This window comes from Candidatus Eremiobacterota bacterium (assembly GCA_031082125.1).
Classification (GTDB): domain Bacteria; phylum Vulcanimicrobiota; class CADAWZ01; order CADAWZ01; family Ess09-12; genus Ess09-12.
In genome coordinates this window covers 26,372-50,088 of the sequence record JAVHLM010000016.1, presented here as the reverse complement: position 1 = coordinate 50,088, position 23,717 = coordinate 26,372, and the positions used below count along the sequence as shown (strand labels likewise).

The window sequence follows — 23,717 nt, the reverse complement described above, 5'->3', positions numbered from 1 at the left end:
GTAATGGAATGGACCAATTACAACAATCCGTTTAACTCGGTCAAGGTGCTTGCCCACTTCAGGAATCTCCTGGGAATAAGGGACTGGAAGCTCCTACCCCCTGTTTCCGTTGACATCGATCCTTCAAACCGGTGCAATCTGAAATGCCCGTGGTGCATACAAAGCCACGCACAGCAGGATCTTATAAGAAATGACGCAGAGCTCCCCGCCTATATCATGGAGCGCTTCGGGGACTTTCTCTCGCAGTGGGGAGTGAAGGCCTGCTGTATCGGCGGCTCGGGGGAATCTCTGATGAACGAGAATATCAATGTGCTGATAAAGTCCCTCCATGACAACAAAATCCAGACCTCCATGATCTCAAACGGGATTCTTCTTGACAGGCTTGAGCACCCTGAATATTTTGACTTTATCGGGATAAGCGTCGATGCCGCCACGGCCAAAGTCTGGTCCCTTGTAAAAGGCATCTCTGAGAATGAGGAGCTCTTCCAGAGAGTGCTTGATAATATTGCCCATATTGTCCACAAGACAGAGGTGGGCTTCAAGTTCCTGACCTACAAGGACAATGTGCATGAGATCGTGAGCGCCGCCAAGCTTGCCCGCGACCTGGGGTGCAGGCTCTTTCATGCCCGTCCCTGCTATACCACCCAGCCAGAGCAGCATATGTCAATGGAGGAGATACGGAAAGCCAACGAGCTTCTCGATGCCGCCCGTACAATCTATGAGACCGACGCCTTCAAGGTCTACTCGATCTATCACAAATACACCCATGACTTCAAGAAAAAAATCAAGTTCACCAAGTGCAGGGTCACGCCGCTCCGCCTCACCTTCGGTGCCGATATGAAGGCATACCTCTGCTGCGACAGGCGCGGCGAGTACGCCCTCGCACCCTTTGCCCACGGATTTGACCAGGTAATCTCCAAATGGGGCTCCGAGGAGCACTACAAGCTCATGGAATCCATCGACATCAGCAAATGCCCGCGGTGCACCTACAGCGGCTACCAGGAAATCTTTGAAAAGGCTATCTTAAATGACGGGATGAATATCAATCACATATAGAGGCCTCTGCTGCCGCAGACTATACATCAGTATCTCATGGAGGCGGTAGGATAATTTCCGCAAAGAAAGAAATATATGGCCTATGAATGAAGATGAGGTCCTCAGAAGCAGAACCATTGAAATGCTCCAGGACACTCTTTTTTTTGAGAAGAACATCAAGGACGCCCGCCTCTCGGATTTCCAGAACTGCTACAGGGAAGCCGTGAAGTCCATCACTGGCAAACGAGGCTTCGCAACCAGGGAAGATCTGATCGCACACCTCGAATCCATTCCGCACCTTGAGTTCTGGAACGAGATAAACTCCCTCCACAGCGAGATCCATAAAAGGGTGGACACAAGGATGAACGTGGTGACGGAGCTCTTTTTCAAGGGCGAAGAGATGGACACCGTGAGCAGAACCTTTTTCCAGTCAACATTCCAGAGGATAAGGCGGCTCATCGCCACTGCCAAAGGAGAGAACATAAAGACCGTGACCGATATCCTCTATCGTCTCATTATTCTCTCCGTACTCTGCCAGTACAGGAAAAACTGCTTCAAAGATGCGCTGCTATGAGAGCCCCATGCCCCCGGTGCAAGACAATCCACGACGTTCCTGACGGCCAGGAATCACTGACAATCCACTGCGGGTGCGGCGAAGAATTCTTCCTCACGGCGCCACCGCGCAAAAGGGCCTCAGCCCGGCGAAAGCCTGTCCAGTGTTCACGGTGCAACAGGATCTATGATCCCCGGGAGCTCGTGGAAGGGAAAAAAATCTGCCTCACCTGCGGCACGCTGATTGTCCTCAAAGAACGCCAGGACATGGCAAAAGAGAGGGGTGAGCGGCAGATAGCCTACGCGAGGACCGAGATGCGTGCCCTCATTGAGATGTGCACCCTCATGAACACCTCCTTCGACCATGATAGAGTTCTCGGGGAAATCATGAGGATCTCGACGGACATCCTCTATGCAGAGGGCTCCTCTTTGATACTTCTTGACGAAGACAAGGATTCAATGATTTTTTATGTCACCACCGGTGACCGCTCCGAGGAATTAAAGAAAGTAACCCTCCAGAAAGGCGAGGGAATCGCCGGCCACGTGCTGGCCACGAGGAAGCCCCTCATCGTCAACAATACCAGGCAGGATCCCCGTTTCTGCGACAAGGTGGACAGCACGGTGAAATTCACCACAAGGAACCTGCTCTGCGTTCCCCTCTTTGCAGGCAAGAGAATAACCGGTGTGCTGGAAGTGGTCAACAAGCTCAATAACGAGTTCTTTGACGAGTACGACTTGAAAATTGCCGAAGCTATCGCAGGACAGGCGGGCCTTGCCATTGAAAAATCCAGATTCATCGAGGAAAGCATAAAGTCGGAGCGCCTTGTCGCTGTGGGACAGACCATATCAAATATCTCATTCTGCATAAAGCACATTCTCACCAGCCTTGAAGGCTGGTCATCAATGCTGGATATGGCGATACAGGAGAAAGATCATGAAAATATCGGGCGCAGCTTCAGTCAGGTAAGGACCAACATTTCCCGCATCTCCAATCTGGTGATGGATATGCTCTTTTATACCGGGGCTCAGGAAAAGAACCTAGTTCCCGCCGACCTTCAGGCCATCATGAGCGAAGTGCAGGAGGTCCTCAGGGAAGAAGCTGCAGCAAAGGGAGTGAAGATAACGGCCTCCCTTGACGGCCAGCCGGGACTTTGCTACGTGACACCCCAGGATATTTACCGCTGCTTCTTCAACCTTGTCACCAATGCCATTGAAGCCTGCCCTCCGGCGGGAGGGTCCGTGGAGATCGCCATTACCTTCAAGCCCGAGAGCGGCCTTGTATTCGTCGAGATTTCAGACAACGGCGAAGGAATTCCCCCGGAGAACCTCGAGAAAATTTTCTCCGTGTTCTTTACCACCAGAGGATACGGCCATTCGGGCCTGGGCCTTGCCATCTCCCGGAAGATTGCCGAGGATCACGGCGGCGGAATTGTGGTTGAGTCCCAGAGGGGCAGGGGCGCAAGGTTTCTTATCAGGATAGCTTTCTTGGACTCGCCGCCGAGGAGATAAAAAAAGGGCTGCGGGAAATCACAGCCCTGGGAACTGGAGGATGGGAAAGAATAAACTTATGATGCCGGCGCTCCCTTTAAAAGAGCGATATAATTGACAAGCTCCCGGTTATTATTATGTTCTGTCTTTTCAAAACAGACGCCGTACTGATAGGAATCGCTGCTCTTTGACTCCCAGAGCACTTTGACAAGAAACTGTGCCATGTGGCCCTTGATCTCCAGGGTGATCCCCACATTGCTGTTCACTTCGATGTTCTCCGCCGTCTTCAGGCGGAGTCCCCCAAGACTCGCATCAAGCACCATGGCCCTCATGGGCAGCGAAGTCATAGGGTAGCAGAATATCTCCTGGCAGTGGGCATAGCGGGAAAACCTTCTCTTCTCGGCAAAATAGCGGCTGCGAAGGCTGCGGCCCTTTGAGAGCCCACTGTCCTCAAGTATCTTTGTCCTTCTTGATGGCACCTGCTCCGGTGGCTCCCCGAGCCACTTTTTCATGAATCCCAAGAGTCCCATTTCACTCCTCCTCTCCTCTCTCTCTTCTTCCATGGTAATAAAGCTTTGTTACAGAATTGTGAACAGGCGATGAACGGGAAGTGAACAGATTGTTAATAAATTGTTTCAATTGTAAACAGGATGTTTCAATTGTAAATAACAGGTTAACGCGGGATCTCGAAGCAAAAAGCGAGGATCTTCATGAAGGTCAGCGAAGATCGACATGCATGTGATCACCCGTCTTGTAGCGGCTTGAATAGATGTACTCGTTAAAGGGGATGAAGCCCGATTTCCTTGCGAGGTCCTCCAGTGATTTTGACTCTTCTACCGTAAGGCGCTCCACGATGAAATCTATCGCCTTCCCCTCGTAATGCCTGGGATCAAGATGGACGCCCCCTGTGGTGCTTGTGATGATGACACTTCTTCCGGGGAACCGTGTCTTGACCAGGTGCTCGAGGAACTGGAAGCACCGTGCAGACTGCCTGGTCATTCTGAATCCGCGGTATACCACGATCCGGCTTGCCTCCACGGGATCGAGAATCGGCGGGCCCGGCGGGTCCTGAGCCAGGTTCGCCGAGGTGATGATCGTGGCGCTCCCCTTGTACTTCTCAAAGAGATCGTCGTTGAGCTTTGATACCACAAGGTGAACATCGGCAAGGTCCTCCATGGACTGTTCAGGGAAGTTATGGCCCTCGACGACAGTGGAAAAATCAACAGGAATCTTTCTCACGGCGAAGGCTTCCGGCTTTTTTCCCGCGGGGGGCGGGGGGCTCTCTTCCTTGGGGGCTCCCACGGGGCTGAACAGCAGTTCGGGCCTCCTGTCTTCAGGAACCGGAGGCTCGGGAGCCTCGGGCTTTGCGGCGCTCTCACCGCTCCACTCTATGGGAGCGAGGGAGGGCTTTTTTTCCAGCGCGGGGATGGAGAGACCGGCGCCGCTTCTTCCCGTTCCCATGGAAGATTCCTGCGAGCCGGCAAGGGGCAGGGGCGCCATCTTGACGGGCACGTTTATCTTTGGTACGCTGATCTTTGGCATCTTGAGCCTGAACTTGCAGAATCCCGGCACAGAAGCCGCCAGGACAAACGCCATGATCAAAACCGATGTCAGGCAGAGCTTTTTCAACAGAATCCTCCTTGGGGGCCCTCACAGGGCTTCTTTCCACACAGGGATTTCTTTGTAAGTCCATGGGTATTCTCCCTTGCCCCGGCGATTCCTCCTTGCCATGGAGGGGAATATCACCTCGCAGGCTCCCTGCAAAGAGGAGGGTGGGAGCAAGATGAAGAATCACGGGGATATATTTAGAAGTGCTGCACTCCGTGGAGGTTTCTCATGAAAAAGCTCTTTCTCTCTTTGATCATGCTGCTGGGAGTGCTTCTGCTCTCAGCGCCGCTCAGTGCCCAGGATTTCCCGGCCATCATGGAAAAGATGAAAGCCCTCCAGTACAAGATGATGACCGGCCTGAAATACCAGCAGGAGCATGACTACAAGGCGGCAATCAGGGAGTATGAGGAAGCCCTGCTGATCGAGGTTGATCTGAAGAAAAATGTGAAAGGAATGCCCGAAATTGAGAAGGGCGTCAACCAGATGATACTGCAGATCACCCTGAGTATCGCCTCCTGCGCGAGGTTCGATGGGGACCTGGAACAGGCGAGAGAATATTACAAAACGGCCTATCAACTCGCCATAGCCCAGAATTCGATGCAGTCCATGATCACCATCGTCTATGAATATGCGCTTCTCTGCCGGGATATCAACGACTATAACAATTTTACCACCTATTTCAACGCCTTGAAGGAAATCAAGAAAAAATTTGATGAAGTAGACAGCGCAAAGCTGAGCGACAGTGAGCAGGTCATTTATTATGACGTCTATAACAGATACAGGAGCCTCTATCTGACAGATCTTGAATTTCTCTATTCCCTCAACAAGCTTGACGAGGTCATTAAGAGACTTGATGACGGGCAGTACAGGCAGATCGAAAAAAAGCTCTCGGCTTTTACCCCTGAACTGCTCGCCGCTACCTGTAAAAAGCTGAGCGGGAACAACGCCGGGACCATCCTCCCTCTCATTACTCTCATGTATGAAGTGATCATAGGCAATGTCACCTCGAAGATGCTGGCCATCAATTATCATGGAATGTGCGAGAGGTCGCGGGGCAACTATGCTGAGGCTCTCAAAGCCTTTGAAGAATCGCTTGCCTTTATCAGATCTCTTGATATTGAAAAGGAGAAATCCACCATTGACCATATCAAGGAAGCGGCAATCAAGAATGCCGAAAGCCTCGAGCCCTCCACAAAAAGCCAGACACTCTCCATCTTCAATACTTTCAAGGGAAAAGATCTGGAGGAGATGCTCCTGATTTTCCTGATTAACAACAAATACCACCGGGCAAGGACTTACCAGAAGATAGGAAACCTCACCAAGGCAACTGAACTCCTGAGAGAAATCGAGAAAGACTGCACCAGGATATCTCCCTGTTACAGGCAGCAGATCCTTCCCAGCATCTATTACGGTGAGGGTGAACTGGTCCTGGCAACGGGCTCTCCGCAGAAAGCCAGGGAATATGCGACAAAAGCTCTCACGCTTTGCGGGGATTCTCCCTTTCTCATTGAATACCGCTGGAAAAGTGAAAATCTCCTCGGAAAAATCTATGAGCATGAGGGCCTCCTCAATGAAAGCCAGAGAGCATATGAGCAGGCAGTGGCAGACATTGAAGAGCTGATGCTCTCCCTCTATATTGACAAACAGCAGGAGGAATTCTTTCAGGAGAGAACGGAGCCTTACGAAGGAATAATCAGGGTCCTGATCAAGCAGGGGAAGCCACAGGAAGCCTTTTCATATGCTGAGAAAATGAAGGCGGCAAGCCTGAGGCTCCACCTGGGTGAGCTTATCGTGAAACAGAAGCTCACCGGGGAGAAACAGGAGACTCTCCAGTCGCTGGCACTCCAGAATGCCATGGCGCAGAAGGATATGAAAAGAAACGCAGATTCTCCCTCACCTTCAAAAGCACAGGAGGGAGCCCTCAAGAATAAATCCATTGCAATAAAGAAGCAGCTCAATGAGACACTCCAGAGTGACGAGCCCGATTTCAGGAATCTTGTCCTTTCTTCGGCAATCTCCTGCCAGGATGCCCTCAAGGTACTCAATGAAGACACGGCAATCCTGGAATACCTCTACCAGACTTCGGCACCGAAAGGCGAAAACAAGGTCTACCTTTTCCTGGTCACCTCAAGGGAGCAGAAAGTCCTTACCCTCGATATCGCGCCGGAAGAGCTGATAAAGGCTGTTACCGCCCTTTGCAAAACCTACAGCGAAAAAGGCAGCAACTGGGAGGTCCCGGCCTCTTCGCTTTTCTCCTCTCTGGTAGCCCCGGTGCTTCCCCTTATCAAGGGGAAAAAGCACCTGATCATTATTCCTCACCAGGAATTGAACAAGCTTCCCTTCCACGCGCTTCTCGACAGTGAGGACAGGCCCCTCATCGAAAAATTCTCCATCACCTATGCTCCTTCGGTGACGACGCTCAAGCTCTGCAGAGAAAAGAAAACTGCGCCGGGGCAGAAACTTGCTGCCTTTGCCTACGGCAACATTCAGAAGGAGGGGATCTCCCCCCTGCCGGAAACCAACAGGGAAGTGGACTCACTGAAACAAATATATAAAGACGCCGATGTTTTCAAGGAAAAGGACTTCAGCCTCTCAAACGTGCTCAAGGTGCTCAAGGAAAAGAATGTCCTCCATTTTGCCACCCATGGAATGCTTAACGACAACACTCCTGAAAACTCATGCCTTGTCACTTCGTCAGGGATAAACATATCGGTTGACAAGATTCTTGGATTTCAAGATCAGAAGATGCAAGCAAATCTTGTGGTGATGAGCGCCTGCCAGACAGGGAAAGGGAAGCTCTACCCCGGCGATGGGCAGGTGGGCCTCACGCGGTCCTTCATGTATGCCGGGACCCCGTCGGTAGTGGCGAGTCTCTGGAGCGTCTCCGACGAGTCAACGGCGGACCTTATGGAGGCCTTCTACCGCAACCTCGCCTCGGGCCTTGACAAGGGCGAGGCCCTCCGCAAGGCCGAGCTCGAGATCATGGGAAAATATCCCCATCCCTTCCACTGGGCGCCTTTCATCCTCGTGGGAGACTGGACCTAGGCACCTGGGGCGAAGGCCCCGGGGAGCTCGCGGGCAAGGCAGGAGAAGGCGTCGCGGATGCAGACGTCAAAGTTCAGATACTGCCACGTGGCAAAGCGCCCCACACGGGGGATGCCCAGGGAGTCGAAATGCCTGTTGATGATGGCCATTTTCTGGCGGTAGCGCATATCGTAGATCACGTAGGCAAGCTCGGTGAAGCTCCTGTCCACAGGGGGGGCCCCGATACTGTTCTCTACCGCAGCGATCTTCGCCGGTGACTCCTTTCCCGTGTACTCTACTATCCCCGACTCCTTCCCCTTCGGCACCGTGTGGGGCGAGAAGTTGCGGGGATAGGAGATACGGTGATAAGGGAGGGCAGGGTCCGGCACATAGAGCCACGAGATGCCTTCCGTGGGAGGCATTTCGAAGAGAAAGGTCGTGACCGAGTTGTACTTGAGATCGGCAATGGCATTGGCCACTTTGCCGGGAAGGGAGGGCATCGCGGCGGGAAGCTCGGTGAGGGGGATCGCGGAGATAACCTTGTCGCACTGAATGCTCCCGTTGATGAGCCACCCCCCGCCCTGAGCCTCAAGTGTTTTCACGGGAGTATTGAGAAGCACGTCGCCCTTTTCGAGGTTTTTCGCCAGGGCCGCCACAAAGGCCTGGGCGCCGCCATGGCGCGGGTAGAAGAAAGTGGAATGGGGCATCATGCGCTCCGAGGCATCACCGGAAAGGGCAGCTATGATGATTTTCCGCACGTCAGGAATGGGTATCTTGTCCTGCTTCACCCAGAACACTTCCATTTCTCCGAGGGGATAGCGCCAGATCTTTTTATTGTAAGGAATCAGGTACCGTCTTGCGATCTCGCGGCCAAAACGCCAGATGAGCCAGTCTCTGAAGTTCCGCGGCTCCGGGCCTTTGCGGGACATGAGGGACATGATGCAGGAAGCGGCATCAGCAGGCTCGAGCTCCCCCATTGCAAGCTCGAAGGGATAGCTCACCACCTTCCCCCGGTAGAGGATTTTCGCCTGCCGCACGGTGTGAACGAGCTCTCCTGAAGCAAAGCGCCCCATAAGGAAGCTCTTCACTTCAGCATGCTTGCTGTTGAAAATATGGCCCCCGTGAATATCGAAGGTAAAGCCTTTCACGACCCTGGTGCGCATGAGCCCCCCCAGGGTGCTCTCCTTTTCGAGCAGCACGAAGGGGATGCCTTTCTCCTTGAGCCTCGTGGCAAGCGCCACGCCCGAAACACCGCCGCCGAGTATGCCGATTTTCATGTGGTTCCTCTCCTTAGTGCTGAAATGTGGCTATGGGGAGATTCCTGCAAGGTGCCTCCTTTTTCCTGCCTGGCGGAAAAGGACCGCTTCATTGCGCCTCCTTCTCCATGAGCCTGTCGAGCTCTCTAGAGTGGCGCCAGAGCATTTCCTCGCCGGGCGAGGCTATGATAAGCCTTCTCAGGTATTTTTTCGCAGCCTCGTAATTTTTCCTTTCAATGAAAGTTCGGTAAAGAAAAGCGTTTACATCTGGAATATCGGGGTAGGCAAGCTCGTCTCTCCAAAATTTCCCCAGAATCTCCCTGTTTTTCTCCGTGTTCCTCAGGAACAGCCTTGCGCGCTCTCCTTCATAAAGGAGGACCCATGAGGAATCACGCTCTATGAAAGCGGGATGATACTTGTAATGGACAACCACCACGTCTAGATCGTGCTTTTCCACAAATCGGAAAAACGTGGCGCTGTCGAAAAAGGAGCGCTGGATCTCCTCGAAATACGCGTCGGTATAGACATTGTTCCACCTCACATCAATGCTCACCTTGTAACGGGGGTAGAGATACCAGAGAAAATAAGTGCCCACGATATCGTGGCAGTAGAGGCGCTCGGGAAGATCGTTACTGAGGAGGAAATCCTTCATTCCCACGGGGAAAAGGGCATGCTCCAGCCCCTGGCCCGACAGGTCAAGGGCGGCACAGTGCAGGGTGAAGGAGAGAATAATGAAAAAGAGCGCGGCTATTTTGGCGACAGAGGGGAGAGCGGGCCTTCTTGCGAAAAATGCGACAAGCTCCTGGTAATGCCTGTTCCTGGAAAGAAGGGCGCCTCCGTGAAAAAAGATGAAAGAGAGCATGGGGATTGACGCGGTGCTGAAGAGCTGCATGTTCCTTGCAGCCCTGAGCGACGCCACGAGCCAGAAACAGTATATCAGGAGCTCCATTGGCGACGGCTTCAGGCGGTACCGCATAAAGAAAAGGATAAGAGCGGCTATCGTCAGTGCGATGATGGCAAAATAATGGGTATTAAAGGCAAGACGGAGGAAAGGCGATTCCATGTCACTGGCAGATCGCATGAAAACGGGCCTGAAGTAAAGAAAGTCTATCACATACCTGAAATTCTTCCAGCCGTAAGGATTGACAAGAGCGCTGCCCAGGAAGCAGAGAAGCCACAGCAGGCCAAGGGAGAGCAGGAAGCCTTTCAAGGGGGCTCCTTCTCTCATCTTCTGATACGAGAGAAGGGCAAAGCCTGCGCCCATGATGACAAGGCCTATCACAAAGCCACCATGGAGATTTCCCCAGAAGACAAACATGAGGGGAAGGACCAGGAAATGCCTCCACGAGAGGGGCTTCTGCTGGAGATCGATGAGCAGATAAGCCAGAAGGGGAAAGAAGACCGCGCTGTAAGCCATGGGGCGGGGCGAGAGAAACCACCGCCCCAGGTAGACGGCTACCAGAAGGGCTGCCAGTGAAGGAAGAAGGCCGTATCGGCCCCGTGACCACCAGAAAAGCACGAAAAAGCTTGCACCGTAGAGAATAGTCTTGTAGATCACCGTACCCGTGAAGCCGCCGACAGAATAGACGGTGTATATTATCACATGGGCAAGCCATTGATAGTCAACCCAGGGGACCTTGCAGGAAAGGGGAGGCCATGCAAAGGTGTCGTAAACCGGAAGGCCGTGGTGAACCATCTCCCATCCCGTCCGCAGCATCATGAACAGGTCGGGATCGAAGGGAAAGTCAAGGCTGCACTTTATGAAATAGAGCAGGGCAGCAGATGCCAGAACTGTCTCGAGAGAGAGGGAGTATTCCCCCGGGGCTGATGCTTTCATGGGTGCCTGCCAAGGAAACCTTGCCTATGATGTGCTGCTATTCTTTTTCATGGGAGACTATTCCTCTCTTGGTGAAGCCCTGAAGGATTTGGCGCAGGGGCCTGCGAAGTTCCCCCTTGATCTTGCGAATTTGAAGGGAGTGTGAATTCCCATGAACAAAAGCCTCCTGAAAGAGAAAATTGCCCAGGCCCACGGGATAATGAAGGAAAAGGCCATCGACCTCTGGCTCACTTTCGTGAGAGAGAGCGACACTATCAGGGATCCTGCGCTTCAGCTCATACTGGGAAAGGGCGTGACGTGGCAGTCGGCCTTTGTCATTACTGCAACAGGGGCCACATGCGCCATCGTGGGGAGCCTTGACGTGGCGAACATCGAATCCACGGGGCTTTACCGCAGGGTGACGGGGTATGTCGCCGGCATCAAGGAACCGCTCATTGAACTCTTAAGGGAGCACGATCCCGCAAAGATTGCCATCAATACCTCGAAGAACGATGTGATGAGCGACGGCCTCACCCATGGAATGTACTGCCTCCTCATGGATATGCTGGAGGGCTCACCCTATAAAGAGAGGCTTGTCTCATCAGAAGATCTGATGGCGGCCCTGAGAGGAAGAAAATCAGCAGGGGAGATCGCCCTTATTGAGAAGGCAGTCGCCATTACTGAGGACATATTCACTCATGTCACGGGGAGCCTGAAAAGGGGCTACACGGAAAAGGAGGTAGCCTCTCTCATCAATGCCGAGACGGCGGCTCGAAACGTGGTGCCGGCATGGGACACCGCCCACTGCCCCGCGGTCTTCACCGGCCCAGAATCGGCCGGAGCCCACGCATCGCCTACCGAAAGGGTCATCGAGGGCGGCCACGTGATGAACGTGGATTTCGGGGTAAAATATGAGGATTACTGCTCTGACCTGCAGAGGACATGGTATTTCCTCAAAGAAGGCGAGGAAGGGCCGCCGCAGGAAGTGCAGAAAGCCTTTGAAACCGTAAAGGAAGCCATAGAAAAGGCCGCGGAATTTATAAGGCCGGGCATGGAAGGCTACCGCGTCGATGAAGTCGCCAGGGGACACATCACCGCAGCAGGCTATGAAGAATATCCCCATGGCCTGGGCCACCAGGTAGGGCGCTCGACTCATGACGGGGCGGGGCTCCTCTGCCCCCGCTGGGAGCGTTACGGCCTCCTCCCCTTTCTGAAGGTGGAGGAGGGACAGGTCTATACCCTTGAGCCGCGGGTAACCCTTCCCCGCTATGGTGTTCTCACCATGGAAGAGATCATTGTCGTCACCCCGGGGGGCTGCCGCTTCCTCTCCCATCCCCAGAAAGAGCTGTTTCTTGTGGCGCGGTGAGGCCCCTAGGCCTCTATCCGGTAGCCCAGGGACTGCCCGTCGCGGTAAAACATTTTCACCGTCTCGAGAGAAAGCTCTTCGAGATCCATGCCTACCATGGAGAGCTTTTTTAGAAGGTCTGCCGTCACGGTGATGATATGGCACCCGCATTCATCGGCATGGAATATGTTGAGGAGCTCGCGGGGGCTTGCCCAGAGAAGCTCGATATGGGGGAACCCCTTGAGGTACTCTGCCGCCTCCTTCATCATGGGAACGGGATCCCTTCCCGTATCGGCAATCCTCCCTGCGAAGACGGAGACGATGCTCCTTGCCTCCGGCGCCAGGGACTCCGCCGCAGTCCTTATCTGGTCCATGGTGAGGATGGCCGTCACATTAAGGGATATGCCCTCAACGGAAAGCTTCCTGATGAGGGGCGCCGACGACTCGCCCGACGTGGTGGTGATGGGAATCTTCACGTTCACGTTCCCCCCCCATGAGGCGATAATCCTTGCCTCCCTCTCCATCGAGGCGAACTCATCGGAAAAGACCTCAAAGCTCACAGGGAGGTCCCGGATCTCCCTCAGGACCTCCCGGGCAAAGGCGCCATAATCGGCGACACCGGCCTTTCTCATCAGGGTGGGATTGGTAGTGAAGCCCTTCACTATGCCTTTCCTGTACTCCTCTTTCATCTCTTCCACTTTGGCCCCGTCGGCAAAAATTTTTACCTTGAGAGCCTTGATGCTTTTCATTCGATGTCCCCCCTTGCATGAGCTGATATGTAAGCGGCGGCGTCAGCGAGGGAGGCAGCCCGGCTGTCGGGGCTGCTCTTTCCTCTTTTCGCCGCGGAGTGCGGGTTCTCTATCAGGATGGTCCTTGTGCCGCAGGCTTTCCCGCATTCCACGTCGCTGTCACGGTCACCGACCATCCATGCCCGGGCCAGGTCAAGACCGTAGCGGTCACGGGCCTGCTGGAGAAACAGTGGCCCGGGCTTCCTGCAGGAGCAGACCCTGGCAAGCTCCGGGACCACTCCCTCCGGATGGTGATAACAGTAGTAATATTCTGTGAAATGCACCTCTGCGGCCTCCATCAGGCGGCAGAATTTTTCGTGGACTGCATGAAGCGCTTCAAAGGAAGCCTTGCCCTTGGCGAAGCTCGGCTGATTGGAGACAAGGAAGAGGAGAAATCCCTGCTCTTCAAGACTCTTGAGGGCTTCGACGGCACCGGGCATAAGCTCAAAATCCTTCTCATCGTGGGGTGATTCATGCTCGCCGGTGGAAGGATTATAGACAAGGCGGTTTATGACGCCGTCTCTGTCGAGAAAAACCGCTCTCTTCATCTATTTCACAGACTCCCATTTCATCTCATAAGCTTTGAGGCGCGGATGGGTCACCAGAAGGTGACCAAGGAGGGACTGGAAGGATTCTGTGTGGGGAGTCACGGTTTCGCCGTTCACCGCAGGCACCACCACGCAGGCGTCGGCCACCCGGGCCGTGAACCCTCCGTCTCTGCCCACAACGCCCAGTACTGCTGCTTTCCTCTCCTGAGCGTACTTGAGGGCCTCCACGATATTGGCGCTTATTCCCTTTTCGGCATTTCCCCCTCCCACGCTGAACACAAAGACCCCGTCATTTTCTCCAAGGCGGGAAGTAGCAAGCCATGAGGCAAAAATCCCTGCCCACCCCTCATCGTTGACGCGGGCAGTGAGCTCAGAGGCATTGTCAGTAGGAGCATAGGCCTCCATACCCGCTATTTTGCGAAAATCGTTCACCGCATGGGAAGCATTTCCCGCACCGCCGCCCACACCAAGGAAAAAGAGCCTTCCTTTCCTCTCTCTTATCTTTACGAGAAGGTCCACCATCTTCCTGAGGCTTTCCCTGTCAATTGCCGCGACGATGGAGGCGGCCTCAGCGAGATACTGCTCTACATAATCACCGCTCATGGTTTCCTCCCTTGCTCTTGAGTGCCGAAAGATAGTGCTCTGTCTCCCGAAGGCCCGAGGGAGAGCCTATCTCATAGAACCGCTCCGCCGCCTCGAAGCCTCCCATCTGGCCTTCCGCGATGAGAGCGCTGAAAAGCTCCGCCAGGTCAAAAGAAGGGCCGAAACTGGCAAAAGCCTCTGCTTTGAGCACCGTGAGGCCATAATCGATATGCTTCATAGCCTCCCGGGGTGATTTCTTGTCATAGTGCCTCACGACCCCGGCTTCAAAAAGGACGTTGCTCCTGTCCCACCTGTTCTCATTCCTCAGGACCGTCATCATACCCTTCTTCCCCGAGCACCCGAAGGCCGAGACAAGGGCTGCCATGTCCATGTCCAGGTAAGAGTCGCCGTACATCACCAGGAAGGACTCCCCGAGAAGGGGCAGGGCTTTCCTGACGGCTCCCCCCGTGCCCAGGAGGTGCGGCCCGTCGTAAGAATAAAGGACATCAAGGCCAAATGGCTTCCCGTCACCAACGAAAGCCTCTATCTGCTCCCCCAGGTGGCCCACGCAGAGTACGGCTTTTCTTATCCCCTTCATGCGGAGAAGCCGGAGCTGGTGGGCGATGAAAGGCTCTCCCGATACCTCCAGGAGGGACTTGGGGATCATGGTGGTGAGAGGCTGAAGCCTTGTGGCGAGGCCGCCGGCAAGGATGGCCACGGGGACATCAAGGGGGAAAGCGCTCTTACTGCTTGCCATGGCGGGAAAGCTCCAGTTTCCTGAAGGCAAAATATTTTATCACAAGAAAACTGTACACTGTGCAGATCGCAATGGAAAGGGCATGGGACAGCGACTCCCTCCAGGAGGGGGGAAGGGCGAAATGACCGGTGATCCAGTAAATTCCCTGGGCGACTGCCGAGCCCAGCACGATGTACACAAGGCCTGTAAGGGCAAACTTGAACGCCTGGACAGCCGTGGACTCTTCATATGATTTGAACGTGAAGGTCTTGTTCAGGATAAAGCTCACGACGGTGCCAAGGGTGAAAGAGAGGCCCACGCTCACCACGTAGGGGAACCACAACCTGAAAAGAAAACGGGAAAAAAAATTGGCAGATGCGGCAATCCCTCCCACGAGGAGAAACTTTGCAAACTGCCTGGACAGGAACTCTCTCTTGATTCTCTCCAGCATAGGCTTCAGGCTCCCTTGAGGCTTTGTGCCAGATTGTGCGCCCTCTTCACCACCTCGTCCATGTTGATATAGTCAAACTCCCCCCAGCGCCCGAGGAGCTCCAGGCCAAGTGATGAGCAGTAGCTCCTTATTTTCGCCATGTGCTCGCGGTAAAGGCTGTCATAGACCACATAGCCATACTCGATATTTCTTACCTCGGTGACGGCCACGTCATGCCTGTCTATTATTCCGGCGCGGTGAAGGCCCTCCACCACCTTCCCGGTAAGCTCACCGTCGGAAACTTTATAAAGCTCGTGGTTCCTGTGGGTCGTCACCTCGGCGATAAGGGAGGACTTGCCTTCCGGCACGTTTGCAGCGCTGAAGTAGCCCATGAAGCATACCCTGTGGGGAAGGGCGTCGCTCTGGGGAATATAGATCGCGCTTTTATCCATCAGAGCGTCATTGTTAACGCCCACAAGGACAATCCTTACCATGTTATGGCGAAGGGCCCGGGCAGCTTCAAGCACGTCGGCAGGGCATCCATTGAGGGCCTCGAGGGCTTCTGTGACGGGGATGGTCACCACGAGGCGGTCATAGCTCTTTTCACGGCTTCCGTCAGAGATGCGCCACCCATCCCTGGTCCGCTCAATTTCTCTCACGTGGAATCCCGTTTCAATGCGGGCACTTTCCCCGGCGACAGCCTTAATAAGGGCTTCAATGCCTCCCTGGAGGGGATAATAGAAATAAAGCTGGTGCACATACCCCTCGGTCTCTATCCCGATGGCTGATTTCACCACGTCCTCGAGAGGGGGCCTGGGTACGCGCTCCACCCACTCGATCCCCATCCTGTCGAGGGGCTCCTTCCATATCTTCTGGTTGTATGGCACAAGGTATCGCTCGGCGATACCGGTGCCGAACATGTGGTAGATCCATTCCAGGAAGTTGGCGGGAGGAGGATAGTCATTCTTCAGAAACCCCATCAGGCAATCGAAAATATCCTCCCTGTCGAGGCCGCCCAGGCCGTTCTCAAAGGGATATTTCACGTAGCGCCCCTTGTAGAGCACCCAGTTGGCTCTCATGCGGTAGTGCATGTTGCTTCCCAGGAAGCCCTTCAGCATCTCAAGCAGGGCCTCTTTCCTGGAAAAAAGGATATGGCCCCCGATGTCATAGGCAAAGCCATCACGGTGAAAGGTGCGCATGAGCCCCCCGGGGCGCTCTTCCTTCTCCAGGACCTCGCTCTCAGAGGCCATGAAGCGCTGGAGGGCAAGGCCGCTCAGGCCCCCTCCCAGAATACCTGTCAGCATGGCGTTTCTCCTTTCACCGGAAGCGGCTTCTCCCAATCCTCACCAGGGTCCACCAGGCGCTTTCAAGGGGACGCATGGTGGATTTTCCCACCCTCTCGAAATAATCAATGAAGACCACTTTCACCCTGCGCCCCATCCTGAGGGGCCTGAGAAGAAGCTCCACGGGGAGGGCCGCCCCTTTCGGATCGTAGCGGAGCTCATCAATAAGCGTCTTGCGGTAGGCCCTCATACCGCTGTGAAGGTCCGTCAGATGGCGGAGAAAGAGCATGGAGGCGAGAAGGGCAAAGCCCGCATTTGCGAGGTAATTGATAAGCGGCATGGCCTCGGGCTTCTTTTTGAGGCGCGAGCCGTCAACAAGATCATATCCCTCTTCGGTGACAAGTTTTGCAAGCTCGGGAATCATCGAGGCGGGGTAGGTGTTATCGCAGTCAAGAGTCACGACGACATCACCGGAGGCCGAGCGCAGGGCACAGTCCATCGCCGGGCCGTAGCCCCTTGGGGGGAACTGCTTGATTACCTTGACGCCAAGTGACTCGGCAATCTCCGCCGTTCTGTCCTTGCTTGAGTCCACGATAAGAATCTCCGCTCCGGGAGCATGCTTTCTTATGTCTTCAACGACTTTAGCAATGGCATCCTCTTCGTTCATCGTTATCATGGCGACGCTTATCATGAAATGCTCCTTGAGGGAAAGCTCATGTTATCCATGGAACACGATCTTGGCCCCTTCGGGCTCGAAGGTGAACCACATGGGCTCCAGTCCCATGGCCTTCATGGCCGTTACAAGCCTGGTTCTCTCTTTGGGACAGTAAAGGAGAAGGAAGCCTCCTCCGCCGGCACCGACGACCTTGCCTCCTGTGGCGCCATTCTTAAGGGCATGATCATAGACTTCGTCGATAGAGGAGTCGGAAACCTTGTCAGAGAGGCCTTTTTTGGTGAGCCAGTGCTCGTGGAGAATCTCGCCGAACTCGTGGAGCTTTCCCTCTTCAAAAATCTTCCTTGTATGAATCCCTATCTCCTTGATCCGGTGGAGACGATCGAGGGTCCCCCTGTCGCCTTCCCTGCTCTTCCGGTCCTGGACGGTGAGGACCGAGCTTGCCTGCCTGTCCCGTTTCAGGTAAAAGAGAAAGAGGTTGTTCTGAAGCTCCAGCAGGTGCTCCACGGTGATATTCACCGGTTCGACGGTGACTGTTCCGTCCTTATGGAAAGTATAGGCATTGAACCCCCCGAAGGCTGAAGCGTACTGGTCCTGTTTCCCAATGGGCTCCTTGAGTATGCCTATCTCGAGACGGCAGGCGCTCTCGGCAAGGCGCTCCAGGGGGAGGTAAATCCTCTTGTAGGCGTAAAGGCCATTCAGAAGGGCAACGGTGAAAGTCGAGGAGCTTCCCAGGCCGCACTGGGCGGGCACATCGGCTATGGAGACCAGCTCAATCCCGCTCTCTATCTTGGTAAGCTTGAGAGCCTCCCTGAAGATATTGTGCTCAATAGACTCCACCCTGTCCACTATCTCGGTTTTTGAGTATGAGAGGCGGATCGACTCGCTGAAGCGCCTGTTTATGCTGAGGTACACGTATTTGTTGATGGCTGCGGCAAGGAGAAAACCTCCATGCTGCTCATAAAAGGAGGGGAGATCGGTGCCTCCGCCACCCATTGAGAGCCTCACAGGAGCGCGGGATATAATCATTCTCTCACTCCTTCCGGTCAGATCCTGCCCTCAAGGGCATCCTGGTAGAGGGAGGCGACAGAGCGGCTGATGGCTTCACGAGAGGTGAAGCGGTTGGTCCATCCAAGGCTCCGGATCTTTTGAGAATCAAACCTCACCACCGGCACATCGCCCTTCCACCCCCGGGCGCCCCCCGAAAACTCATAGGTGACCTTCCCCAGTCCCATGGCCGAGACGACGATATCGGCTATCTCCTTTACCGTCAGGTAGTCAAGCGTGGCCACGTTGTAATAGTGATAGCCTCCCTCGAGCCTCTTCTCCACGAGTCTCATGGCATTAATCACATCAGAGACCTCTATGTATGATTTGCTCTGCGTGCCGTCTCCCAGGATGCGGAGCCGGGAGGGATCGCTTTTCAGCTTTCTGATGAAATCATATCCCACGCCATGGGTCTGCCGGGGGCCCACGACATTTGCGAACCTGAATATGGCAGCCGTCATGGAGAACATATGGCAGTATGAGCAGACGAGGGCCTCGCAGGCGAGCTTGCTGGCCCCGTAGGTGGAGATTGGAAGGAGCGGCGCATGATCCTCGGTAACTTCCACGAGTCCCGTATCACCGTAAACGCCGCTTCCCGAGGCATAGAGAAGCTTTTTTACCCCGTTTCTCCTCATGGCCTCCACGACGTTATTGGTAAGGTACGTGCCTTCCCAGAAGTCTATGTCGGGCTTTTCCATGGCCTTGGCGATGTCGGGGTTCGATGCGAAGTGATAGACACAGGTGGCACCCTTCATTGCATCAGAAAGGCGCTCCAGATCCTTGATATCGCCTTCCACCACCGTTACCCCTTCATGGTCTCTTAGACTGTCAAGATGCCAGCGCCTCCCCGAGCTGAAGTTATCATAGATAACGAGCGACAGGTCTTTCCCTGCCTCTCCAAGAGCCCTTGCAAGATGGCTCCCTATAAATCCTGCCCCTCCTGCGATAAAATAGCTCTCCAATGATTCCTCTCCTCTTTCCTCTGCCAAAGCCCCGGTGAAGCCTTGTGCACTTTTATGGTGATTTCTTTGTCCAGAGGAAAAAAACCTGTTTTCCCCTCCACTGACCGCCGCGGCGTGAGCGGGGAGGCCATGAAGGAAAATGGCAATTTGTGGTGTATTCACTAGAAAGCCACGGAGAGAAAGAAGGATGAAACCATGGAGCACGCCTCAGGCGCAAAGGGGCTTCCTGCCAATGCTTACTCGGAACTGAAACCCGGCGAGACCTACGAGCCCATAGTCCCTGCCGAGAGCGACATGCAGGAGGTGACACCCCGCTCGGTGATAACGGGCGTCCTGATGGCCCTCATTTTTTCCGGTGCCGCTGCATTCCTGGGCCTCAAGATCGGCAATGTCTTCGAGGCGGCCATTCCCATCGCCATCCTGGCCGTGGGAATCTCTTATCTCATGGCCAGGCGGAGGAAAAGCACCATCCTGGAGAACGTCATCATCCAGTCCATCGGGGCTTCTTCGGGCGCCGTCGTAGCCGGGGCCATCTTCACCCTCCCCGCTCTCCTCATTCTGAAGGGAAACCCCAAGTACGGCATTATCGACGTGAATTTTTTCCAGATATTCATGGCGTCGCTGCTGGGAGGAATCCTGGGCATCGTGTTCCTTATCTTCTTCAGGAAATATTTTGTCTCCGACATGCACGGCAAGTTCCCCTTCCCCGAGGGAACGGCCACTACCGAGGTGCTGGTGACGGGCGAGGAGGGCGGAGACCAGGCGAAGGTGCTGGGCATCAGCATGCTTGTGGCCTCGGTTTACGAGTTCTGCGTATACACCCTTGAGGCATGGAGGGAGACCTTCTCGACAAGGCTTCTCAAGGCAGGGGCGGCCCTTGCCGACCAATGGAAGCTCGTGTTCAAGATTAATGTGACCTCGGCGGTGCTGGGCATGGGCTATATCGTGGGCCTCAAGTATGCCGCCATAATCTGCGCCGGCTCTTTTTTCGCCTGGTATATAGTCATCCCCCTTATCGCCCACTTCGGCCACTACCTGCCGGTCTCCATACCCCCGGCTCCCGAGGGGGTCCTTATCAGCTCCATGGGAGAAGATGAGCTCTTCAAATACTACGCCCGCACCATCGGCATCGGCGGCATCGCATGCGCCGGCATCATAGGCATCATCAAGTCATCGGGCATCATCCTGCAGGCCTTCACCCTGGGATTCAAGGAGATCTTCCAGAAAAGGAGCGCAGATGCGGAAGGCGCCGTGAAGAGAACGCAGAAGGACCTGCCTATGATCTACGTCTTCAGTATTATCGCCATCACCCTGATAATCACCTTCTTTTTCTTTCAGAACGGCGTGCTTGCAAAGATGCAGAATGCCACCACCCTTGCTCTCATTGCACTGCTCGTGGTGATCGTCATATCGTTCCTCTTCACTTCAGTGGCGGCAAGGGCAATTGCCATCGTGGGAACGAACCCTGTCTCGGGCATGACCCTCATGACCCTTATCCTGAGCAGCATCATCCTCGTGCAGGCAGGCCTCAAGGGGCCTTACGGGATGATGGCGGCCCTTCTCATCGGAGGCGTGGTCTGCACCTCCCTCTCCATGTCGGGTTCCTTTATCACCGATCTCAAGATAGGCTACTGGATAGGCGCCACGCCTTATAACCAGCAGCGCTTCAAGTTCCTGGGAACCCTTGTCGCGGCATTTGCAGTGGCGGCCGTCATCATGCTTCTCAATACTACCTACGGCTTCGTGGAAGGCCCCGGCCACCCCGCCGACAAGGTGCTCCCCGCCCCGCAGGCGAATGCCATGGCCGCCGTGATCGAGACCCTCATGTCCGATGCCCCGGTGCCCTGGCTCCTCTACGCCGTGGGGATCATCCTGACCCTCATCCTGGAATCAATCGGCATCCCGCCGCTCGCTTTCGTGCTCGGCGTCTATATTCCCCTCGATCTGAACACGCCGATCCTCGCAGGGGGAATTCTCGCGCACCTGATAGAGAAAAGCCATCCCGACCCCGCAGTGGGAAAGAAAAGAAAGGAAAAGGGGACCCTCATCGCCTCGGGCTACATTGCCGGCGGCGCTATCATAGGCGTAGTGAGCGCCATACTGAAGTTTTACAAGGTGAACTGGAGCCTGGGAATCGCGGAGAAAGACCTTGGAGGGTGGGCAGCCCTGGTCATGTTCCTTGTCCTGGGCGCCTTTACATATTGGTACGCCTGCCGCGGTGAACATAAATCTGCCCCTGAGGATGGAAATGCAGCAGAATAAAGTCTGTTAAGGAGGATAAACTACCATGGCTCTTACCAACACGCTGGAATACGGCGCGATGCAGGCAGTCAAGAACTGCGTCAGAGTGGCTCCCGGCGAAAAAGTGGTCCTCATCACCGACAGAGACACAAAGCACATTGCCGGCGAGATCTACAGGCAGCTCGAAACAGTGACTCCCGGCAACACAAGGATGTTCATCATGGAGGACTTCGGGGACAGGCCCGATGACGGGAGCGCCCCCCTCCACTTCCCCGCCGAGATCGCGAAGGCCATGGAAGAGGAAGGGGTCACGGTAAGCTTTTATGCCGCCCGGGGGAAAAAGGGGGAGCTCCCAAGCTTCCGCTCTCCCATGATAAAAATAGCGGAACGGCGGAAGCTCCGCCACGGCCACATGCCCAATATCACCGACCTTCTGATGACGACCGGCATGGCTGTTGACTATGCGAAGGTGCAGGAGATCAGCAGGAAAGTCTTTGAAATGGTAAAAAAGGCCCGCTTTATCAAGGTCACCACACCTTCAGGCACCGATTTCACGGCAGAGTTCCACCCCGGCTGGCGGTGGCTGGTGAGTGACGGCCATATCACTGCTGAAAAGTGGAGCAATCTTCCCGACGGAGAGGTATTCACCTGCGTATACCGCATCCCCGAGGGGAAAATTGTCGTGGACGGCGTCCTCGGCGATTATTTCTGCGAGAAATACGGCGTCCTCGAGGAGACGCCGGTGACGCTCCAGGTGAAAGACGGCCGGGTCACCGACGTGCAGTGCAAAAACGGGCAGCTTCTGAAGGAGCTCACCGAATATATGAAGCAGGATGAAAACGCGAACCGCATCGGCGAGTTTGCCATCGGCACCAATATCGGCCTTGACAGGCTTGTGGGGAACCTGCTCCAGGATGAGAAATTCCCTGGCATTCATATCGCCATCGGCCATGGATACCCCGAGAAAACGGGAAGCGACTGGAACAGCGAGGCCCATGTTGACGGAGTCATGAAGAATCCCACCATCATCGTTGACGGGACACCCCTCATGGAGCGGGGAAAATTTCTTCTGGAGTGAAACTATGCGGGAAATCAATTCGGGCTTGTTTATCGAAGTCTGCGAAGGAGAAGACAGGGGAAGAATCATCGCACTGCCCCAGGGGCGCATTCCCCTGGGACGGCAGTTTCACCCCGGGGAGCGCAAGGCGAAATGGATTCTCTTTGCCGATCACTCCATCACGCGCTTTCATGCCGTGATGGAGTGGGACGGTGAAGCTCATGCCTTCAAGTTTATCAATAAATCCCACGATGACCTTGCATCGATCAACGGCACCCTCAAGGAGAGCGCCTTCCTCTCGACAGGCGATGAAGTCACCATCGGTGCCATCACCTTCCGGCTCATTGACGAGCTCGGGCCCGGACAGAGGGATAAGTGCGAGCACGTGCCCCTCCATGAGGAAAAGGCTCATGAGAGCGGAGGGGATGACGGGGAATCGCCCCCTCTTTACCACCTGGAAAGGAAAAAAATCACGCCTCAGTTTGTCACCACGGCCCCCCAGGAGATCCAGGAGGGAGAAAAGGTGAAAAAAAAAAGGACCGTGCACCCAAGGGAGTTCACGGGGACACTCCCGAAAAGGCTAGAGGAGGAAAAGCCTGACTTTTCTCTCATCTGCACTTATGGAAAGTGCAGGGGCGAAAAAATTCCCTTTTTATACCGGGATCTCCCCGAGAAAAGGCAGTTCTATGTTTACCTGGATAAGACTCCTTCCCTGAAATGGAGCGACGCTCCACGTGGCACCTTTCTCTTTATCCTCTCATTCGCCAGAAGCGTCTGGAGCATTATTCCCGGGGAAGGCTCCCTCAAGATCAACAACAGGCCTGCAGAGGCTCAGAAATCCCTCCCGCTCAGAACAGGTGATCTGATCAGCACGGATTCAATGCGCCTCGTCTTCATTGAGCACCAGCTCCTTACCGAGCTCTTGAAATGGGAGATTCACGTGATCAAGGGGAAGCCTGAGGACATGGGAAAGCACATCTCCCTCTCAAGAGAGATAACCTCGATAGGAAGGGGAAAAGCCAATGACCTCACCCTCACCGACAGGGATGTGGCCCTCAGGCAGGTGACTCTTCACTACCATCGAAAAAGTTTCTTTCTCGTGCAGCGCTCGTCGCAGCGCCTCAGTTACCTGGGCTCCGCTCTCATCAAAGTGGGAGGACGGAAAAATCTCCACGACGGAAGCGTCATGAGGCTCAGCTCCCATACCACAATTCTGTTCCGCCGGGGAACTCCCCTGGAAGAATGA

Annotated in this window: 21 protein-coding genes; 8 read left to right on the top strand and 13 right to left on the bottom strand. The window is 54.7% G+C overall.

Going from position 1 to position 23,717, the window contains the following annotated elements:
* Positions 1-3 precede the first annotated feature (3 nt).
* The 3 genes from RDV48_17505 (at position 4) to RDV48_17495 (ending at position 3,096) form a co-directional block, all read left to right on the top strand.
* The gene (locus RDV48_17505) at positions 4-1,056 is read left to right on the top strand and encodes a radical SAM protein (GenBank protein ID MDQ7824602.1); all 1,053 of its coding nucleotides are present in this window, start codon (positions 4-6) and stop codon (positions 1,054-1,056) included.
* 82 nt (positions 1,057-1,138) lie between these two features.
* Positions 1,139-1,609: a hypothetical protein gene (locus RDV48_17500; protein MDQ7824601.1), complete on the top strand. Its 471-nt coding sequence runs from the start codon at positions 1,139-1,141 to the stop codon at positions 1,607-1,609.
* A complete protein-coding gene (locus RDV48_17495; GenBank protein ID MDQ7824600.1) occupies positions 1,606-3,096 on the top strand; it encodes a GAF domain-containing sensor histidine kinase in 1,491 nt (496 codons plus the stop codon). Before RDV48_17500 ends, RDV48_17495 begins: the two co-directional genes overlap by 4 nt.
* A gap of 56 nt (positions 3,097-3,152) precedes the next feature.
* On the opposite strand, the gene RDV48_17490 is transcribed toward RDV48_17495, so the two are convergent.
* Positions 3,153-3,605 carry a PilZ domain-containing protein gene (locus RDV48_17490; protein ID MDQ7824599.1) on the bottom strand — a complete coding sequence of 151 codons (453 nt, stop codon included), beginning with the start codon at positions 3,603-3,605 and terminating at the stop codon, positions 3,153-3,155.
* 187 nt (positions 3,606-3,792) lie between these two features.
* Positions 3,793-4,704: a hypothetical protein gene (locus RDV48_17485; protein ID MDQ7824598.1), complete on the bottom strand. Its 912-nt coding sequence runs from the start codon at positions 4,702-4,704 to the stop codon at positions 3,793-3,795.
* A 207-nt stretch (positions 4,705-4,911) separates the two neighbouring features.
* On the opposite strand from RDV48_17485, the gene RDV48_17480 reads away from it, so the two are divergent.
* The gene (locus RDV48_17480) at positions 4,912-7,728 is read left to right on the top strand and encodes a CHAT domain-containing protein (protein ID MDQ7824597.1); all 2,817 of its coding nucleotides are present in this window, start codon (positions 4,912-4,914) and stop codon (positions 7,726-7,728) included.
* Here the strand turns inward: RDV48_17480 and RDV48_17475 are convergent.
* Both RDV48_17475 and RDV48_17470 read right to left on the bottom strand, forming a co-directional pair.
* A complete protein-coding gene (locus RDV48_17475) occupies positions 7,725-8,984 on the bottom strand; it encodes an FAD-dependent oxidoreductase (protein MDQ7824596.1) in 1,260 nt (419 codons plus the stop codon). The two genes, RDV48_17480 and RDV48_17475, sit on opposite strands and share 4 nt — an antisense overlap.
* A gap of 88 nt (positions 8,985-9,072) precedes the next feature.
* On the bottom strand, positions 9,073-10,800 hold the full coding sequence (locus tag RDV48_17470; GenBank protein MDQ7824595.1) for a hypothetical protein: 1,728 nt from the start codon (positions 10,798-10,800) through the stop codon (positions 9,073-9,075).
* 151 nt (positions 10,801-10,951) lie between these two features.
* Between RDV48_17470 and RDV48_17465 the strand changes: the two genes are divergently transcribed.
* Positions 10,952-12,145 carry a Xaa-Pro peptidase family protein gene (locus tag RDV48_17465; GenBank protein MDQ7824594.1) on the top strand — a complete coding sequence of 398 codons (1,194 nt, stop codon included), beginning with the start codon at positions 10,952-10,954 and terminating at the stop codon, positions 12,143-12,145.
* A gap of 5 nt (positions 12,146-12,150) precedes the next feature.
* Here the strand turns inward: RDV48_17465 and RDV48_17460 are convergent, their stop codons facing one another.
* Genes RDV48_17460 through RDV48_17420 form a run of 9 tightly spaced genes read right to left on the bottom strand, consistent with a single transcriptional unit; the run spans position 12,151 to position 19,173 of the window.
* Positions 12,151-12,873 carry a transaldolase gene (locus tag RDV48_17460; GenBank protein ID MDQ7824593.1) on the bottom strand — a complete coding sequence of 241 codons (723 nt, stop codon included), beginning with the start codon at positions 12,871-12,873 and terminating at the stop codon, positions 12,151-12,153.
* Complete coding sequence (locus RDV48_17455; protein MDQ7824592.1) at positions 12,870-13,460, bottom strand: HAD family hydrolase; 591 nt, start codon at positions 13,458-13,460, stop codon at positions 12,870-12,872. Before RDV48_17455 ends, RDV48_17460 begins: the two co-directional genes overlap by 4 nt.
* Complete coding sequence (locus RDV48_17450; protein MDQ7824591.1) at positions 13,461-14,063, bottom strand: SIS domain-containing protein; 603 nt, start codon at positions 14,061-14,063, stop codon at positions 13,461-13,463.
* Positions 14,053-14,799 carry a nucleotidyltransferase family protein gene (locus RDV48_17445; GenBank protein MDQ7824590.1) on the bottom strand — a complete coding sequence of 249 codons (747 nt, stop codon included), beginning with the start codon at positions 14,797-14,799 and terminating at the stop codon, positions 14,053-14,055. The genes RDV48_17450 and RDV48_17445 overlap by 11 nt, the downstream gene beginning before the upstream one ends.
* Entirely contained in the window at positions 14,786-15,229 is a 444-nt protein-coding gene (locus RDV48_17440) for a GtrA family protein (GenBank protein ID MDQ7824589.1), read from the bottom strand. The genes RDV48_17445 and RDV48_17440 overlap by 14 nt, the downstream gene beginning before the upstream one ends.
* 5 nt (positions 15,230-15,234) lie before the next feature.
* Positions 15,235-16,512 carry an FAD-dependent oxidoreductase gene (locus RDV48_17435; GenBank protein ID MDQ7824588.1) on the bottom strand — a complete coding sequence of 426 codons (1,278 nt, stop codon included), beginning with the start codon at positions 16,510-16,512 and terminating at the stop codon, positions 15,235-15,237.
* Between the two features lie 13 nt (positions 16,513-16,525).
* Entirely contained in the window at positions 16,526-17,182 is a 657-nt protein-coding gene (locus tag RDV48_17430; protein ID MDQ7824587.1) for a glycosyltransferase family 2 protein, read from the bottom strand.
* A gap of 27 nt (positions 17,183-17,209) precedes the next feature.
* Positions 17,210-18,193 (bottom strand): sugar kinase, encoded by a 984-nt coding sequence (locus tag RDV48_17425; GenBank protein MDQ7824586.1) that lies wholly within the window; start codon positions 18,191-18,193, stop codon positions 17,210-17,212.
* Between the two features lie 17 nt (positions 18,194-18,210).
* A complete protein-coding gene (locus tag RDV48_17420) occupies positions 18,211-19,173 on the bottom strand; it encodes an NAD-dependent epimerase/dehydratase family protein (GenBank protein MDQ7824585.1) in 963 nt (320 codons plus the stop codon).
* Between the two features lie 195 nt (positions 19,174-19,368).
* Here RDV48_17420 and RDV48_17415 point away from each other — a divergent pair, with 195 nt between their 5' ends.
* The 3 genes from RDV48_17415 to RDV48_17405 are packed head-to-tail and all read left to right on the top strand — an operon-like array spanning position 19,369 to position 23,717.
* A complete protein-coding gene (locus RDV48_17415) occupies positions 19,369-21,435 on the top strand; it encodes an oligopeptide transporter, OPT family (protein ID MDQ7824584.1) in 2,067 nt (688 codons plus the stop codon).
* A gap of 25 nt (positions 21,436-21,460) precedes the next feature.
* The gene (locus RDV48_17410; protein ID MDQ7824583.1) at positions 21,461-22,492 is read left to right on the top strand and encodes an aminopeptidase; all 1,032 of its coding nucleotides are present in this window, start codon (positions 21,461-21,463) and stop codon (positions 22,490-22,492) included.
* Between the two features lie 4 nt (positions 22,493-22,496).
* Positions 22,497-23,717: an FHA domain-containing protein gene (locus RDV48_17405; protein MDQ7824582.1), complete on the top strand. Its 1,221-nt coding sequence runs from the start codon at positions 22,497-22,499 to the stop codon at positions 23,715-23,717.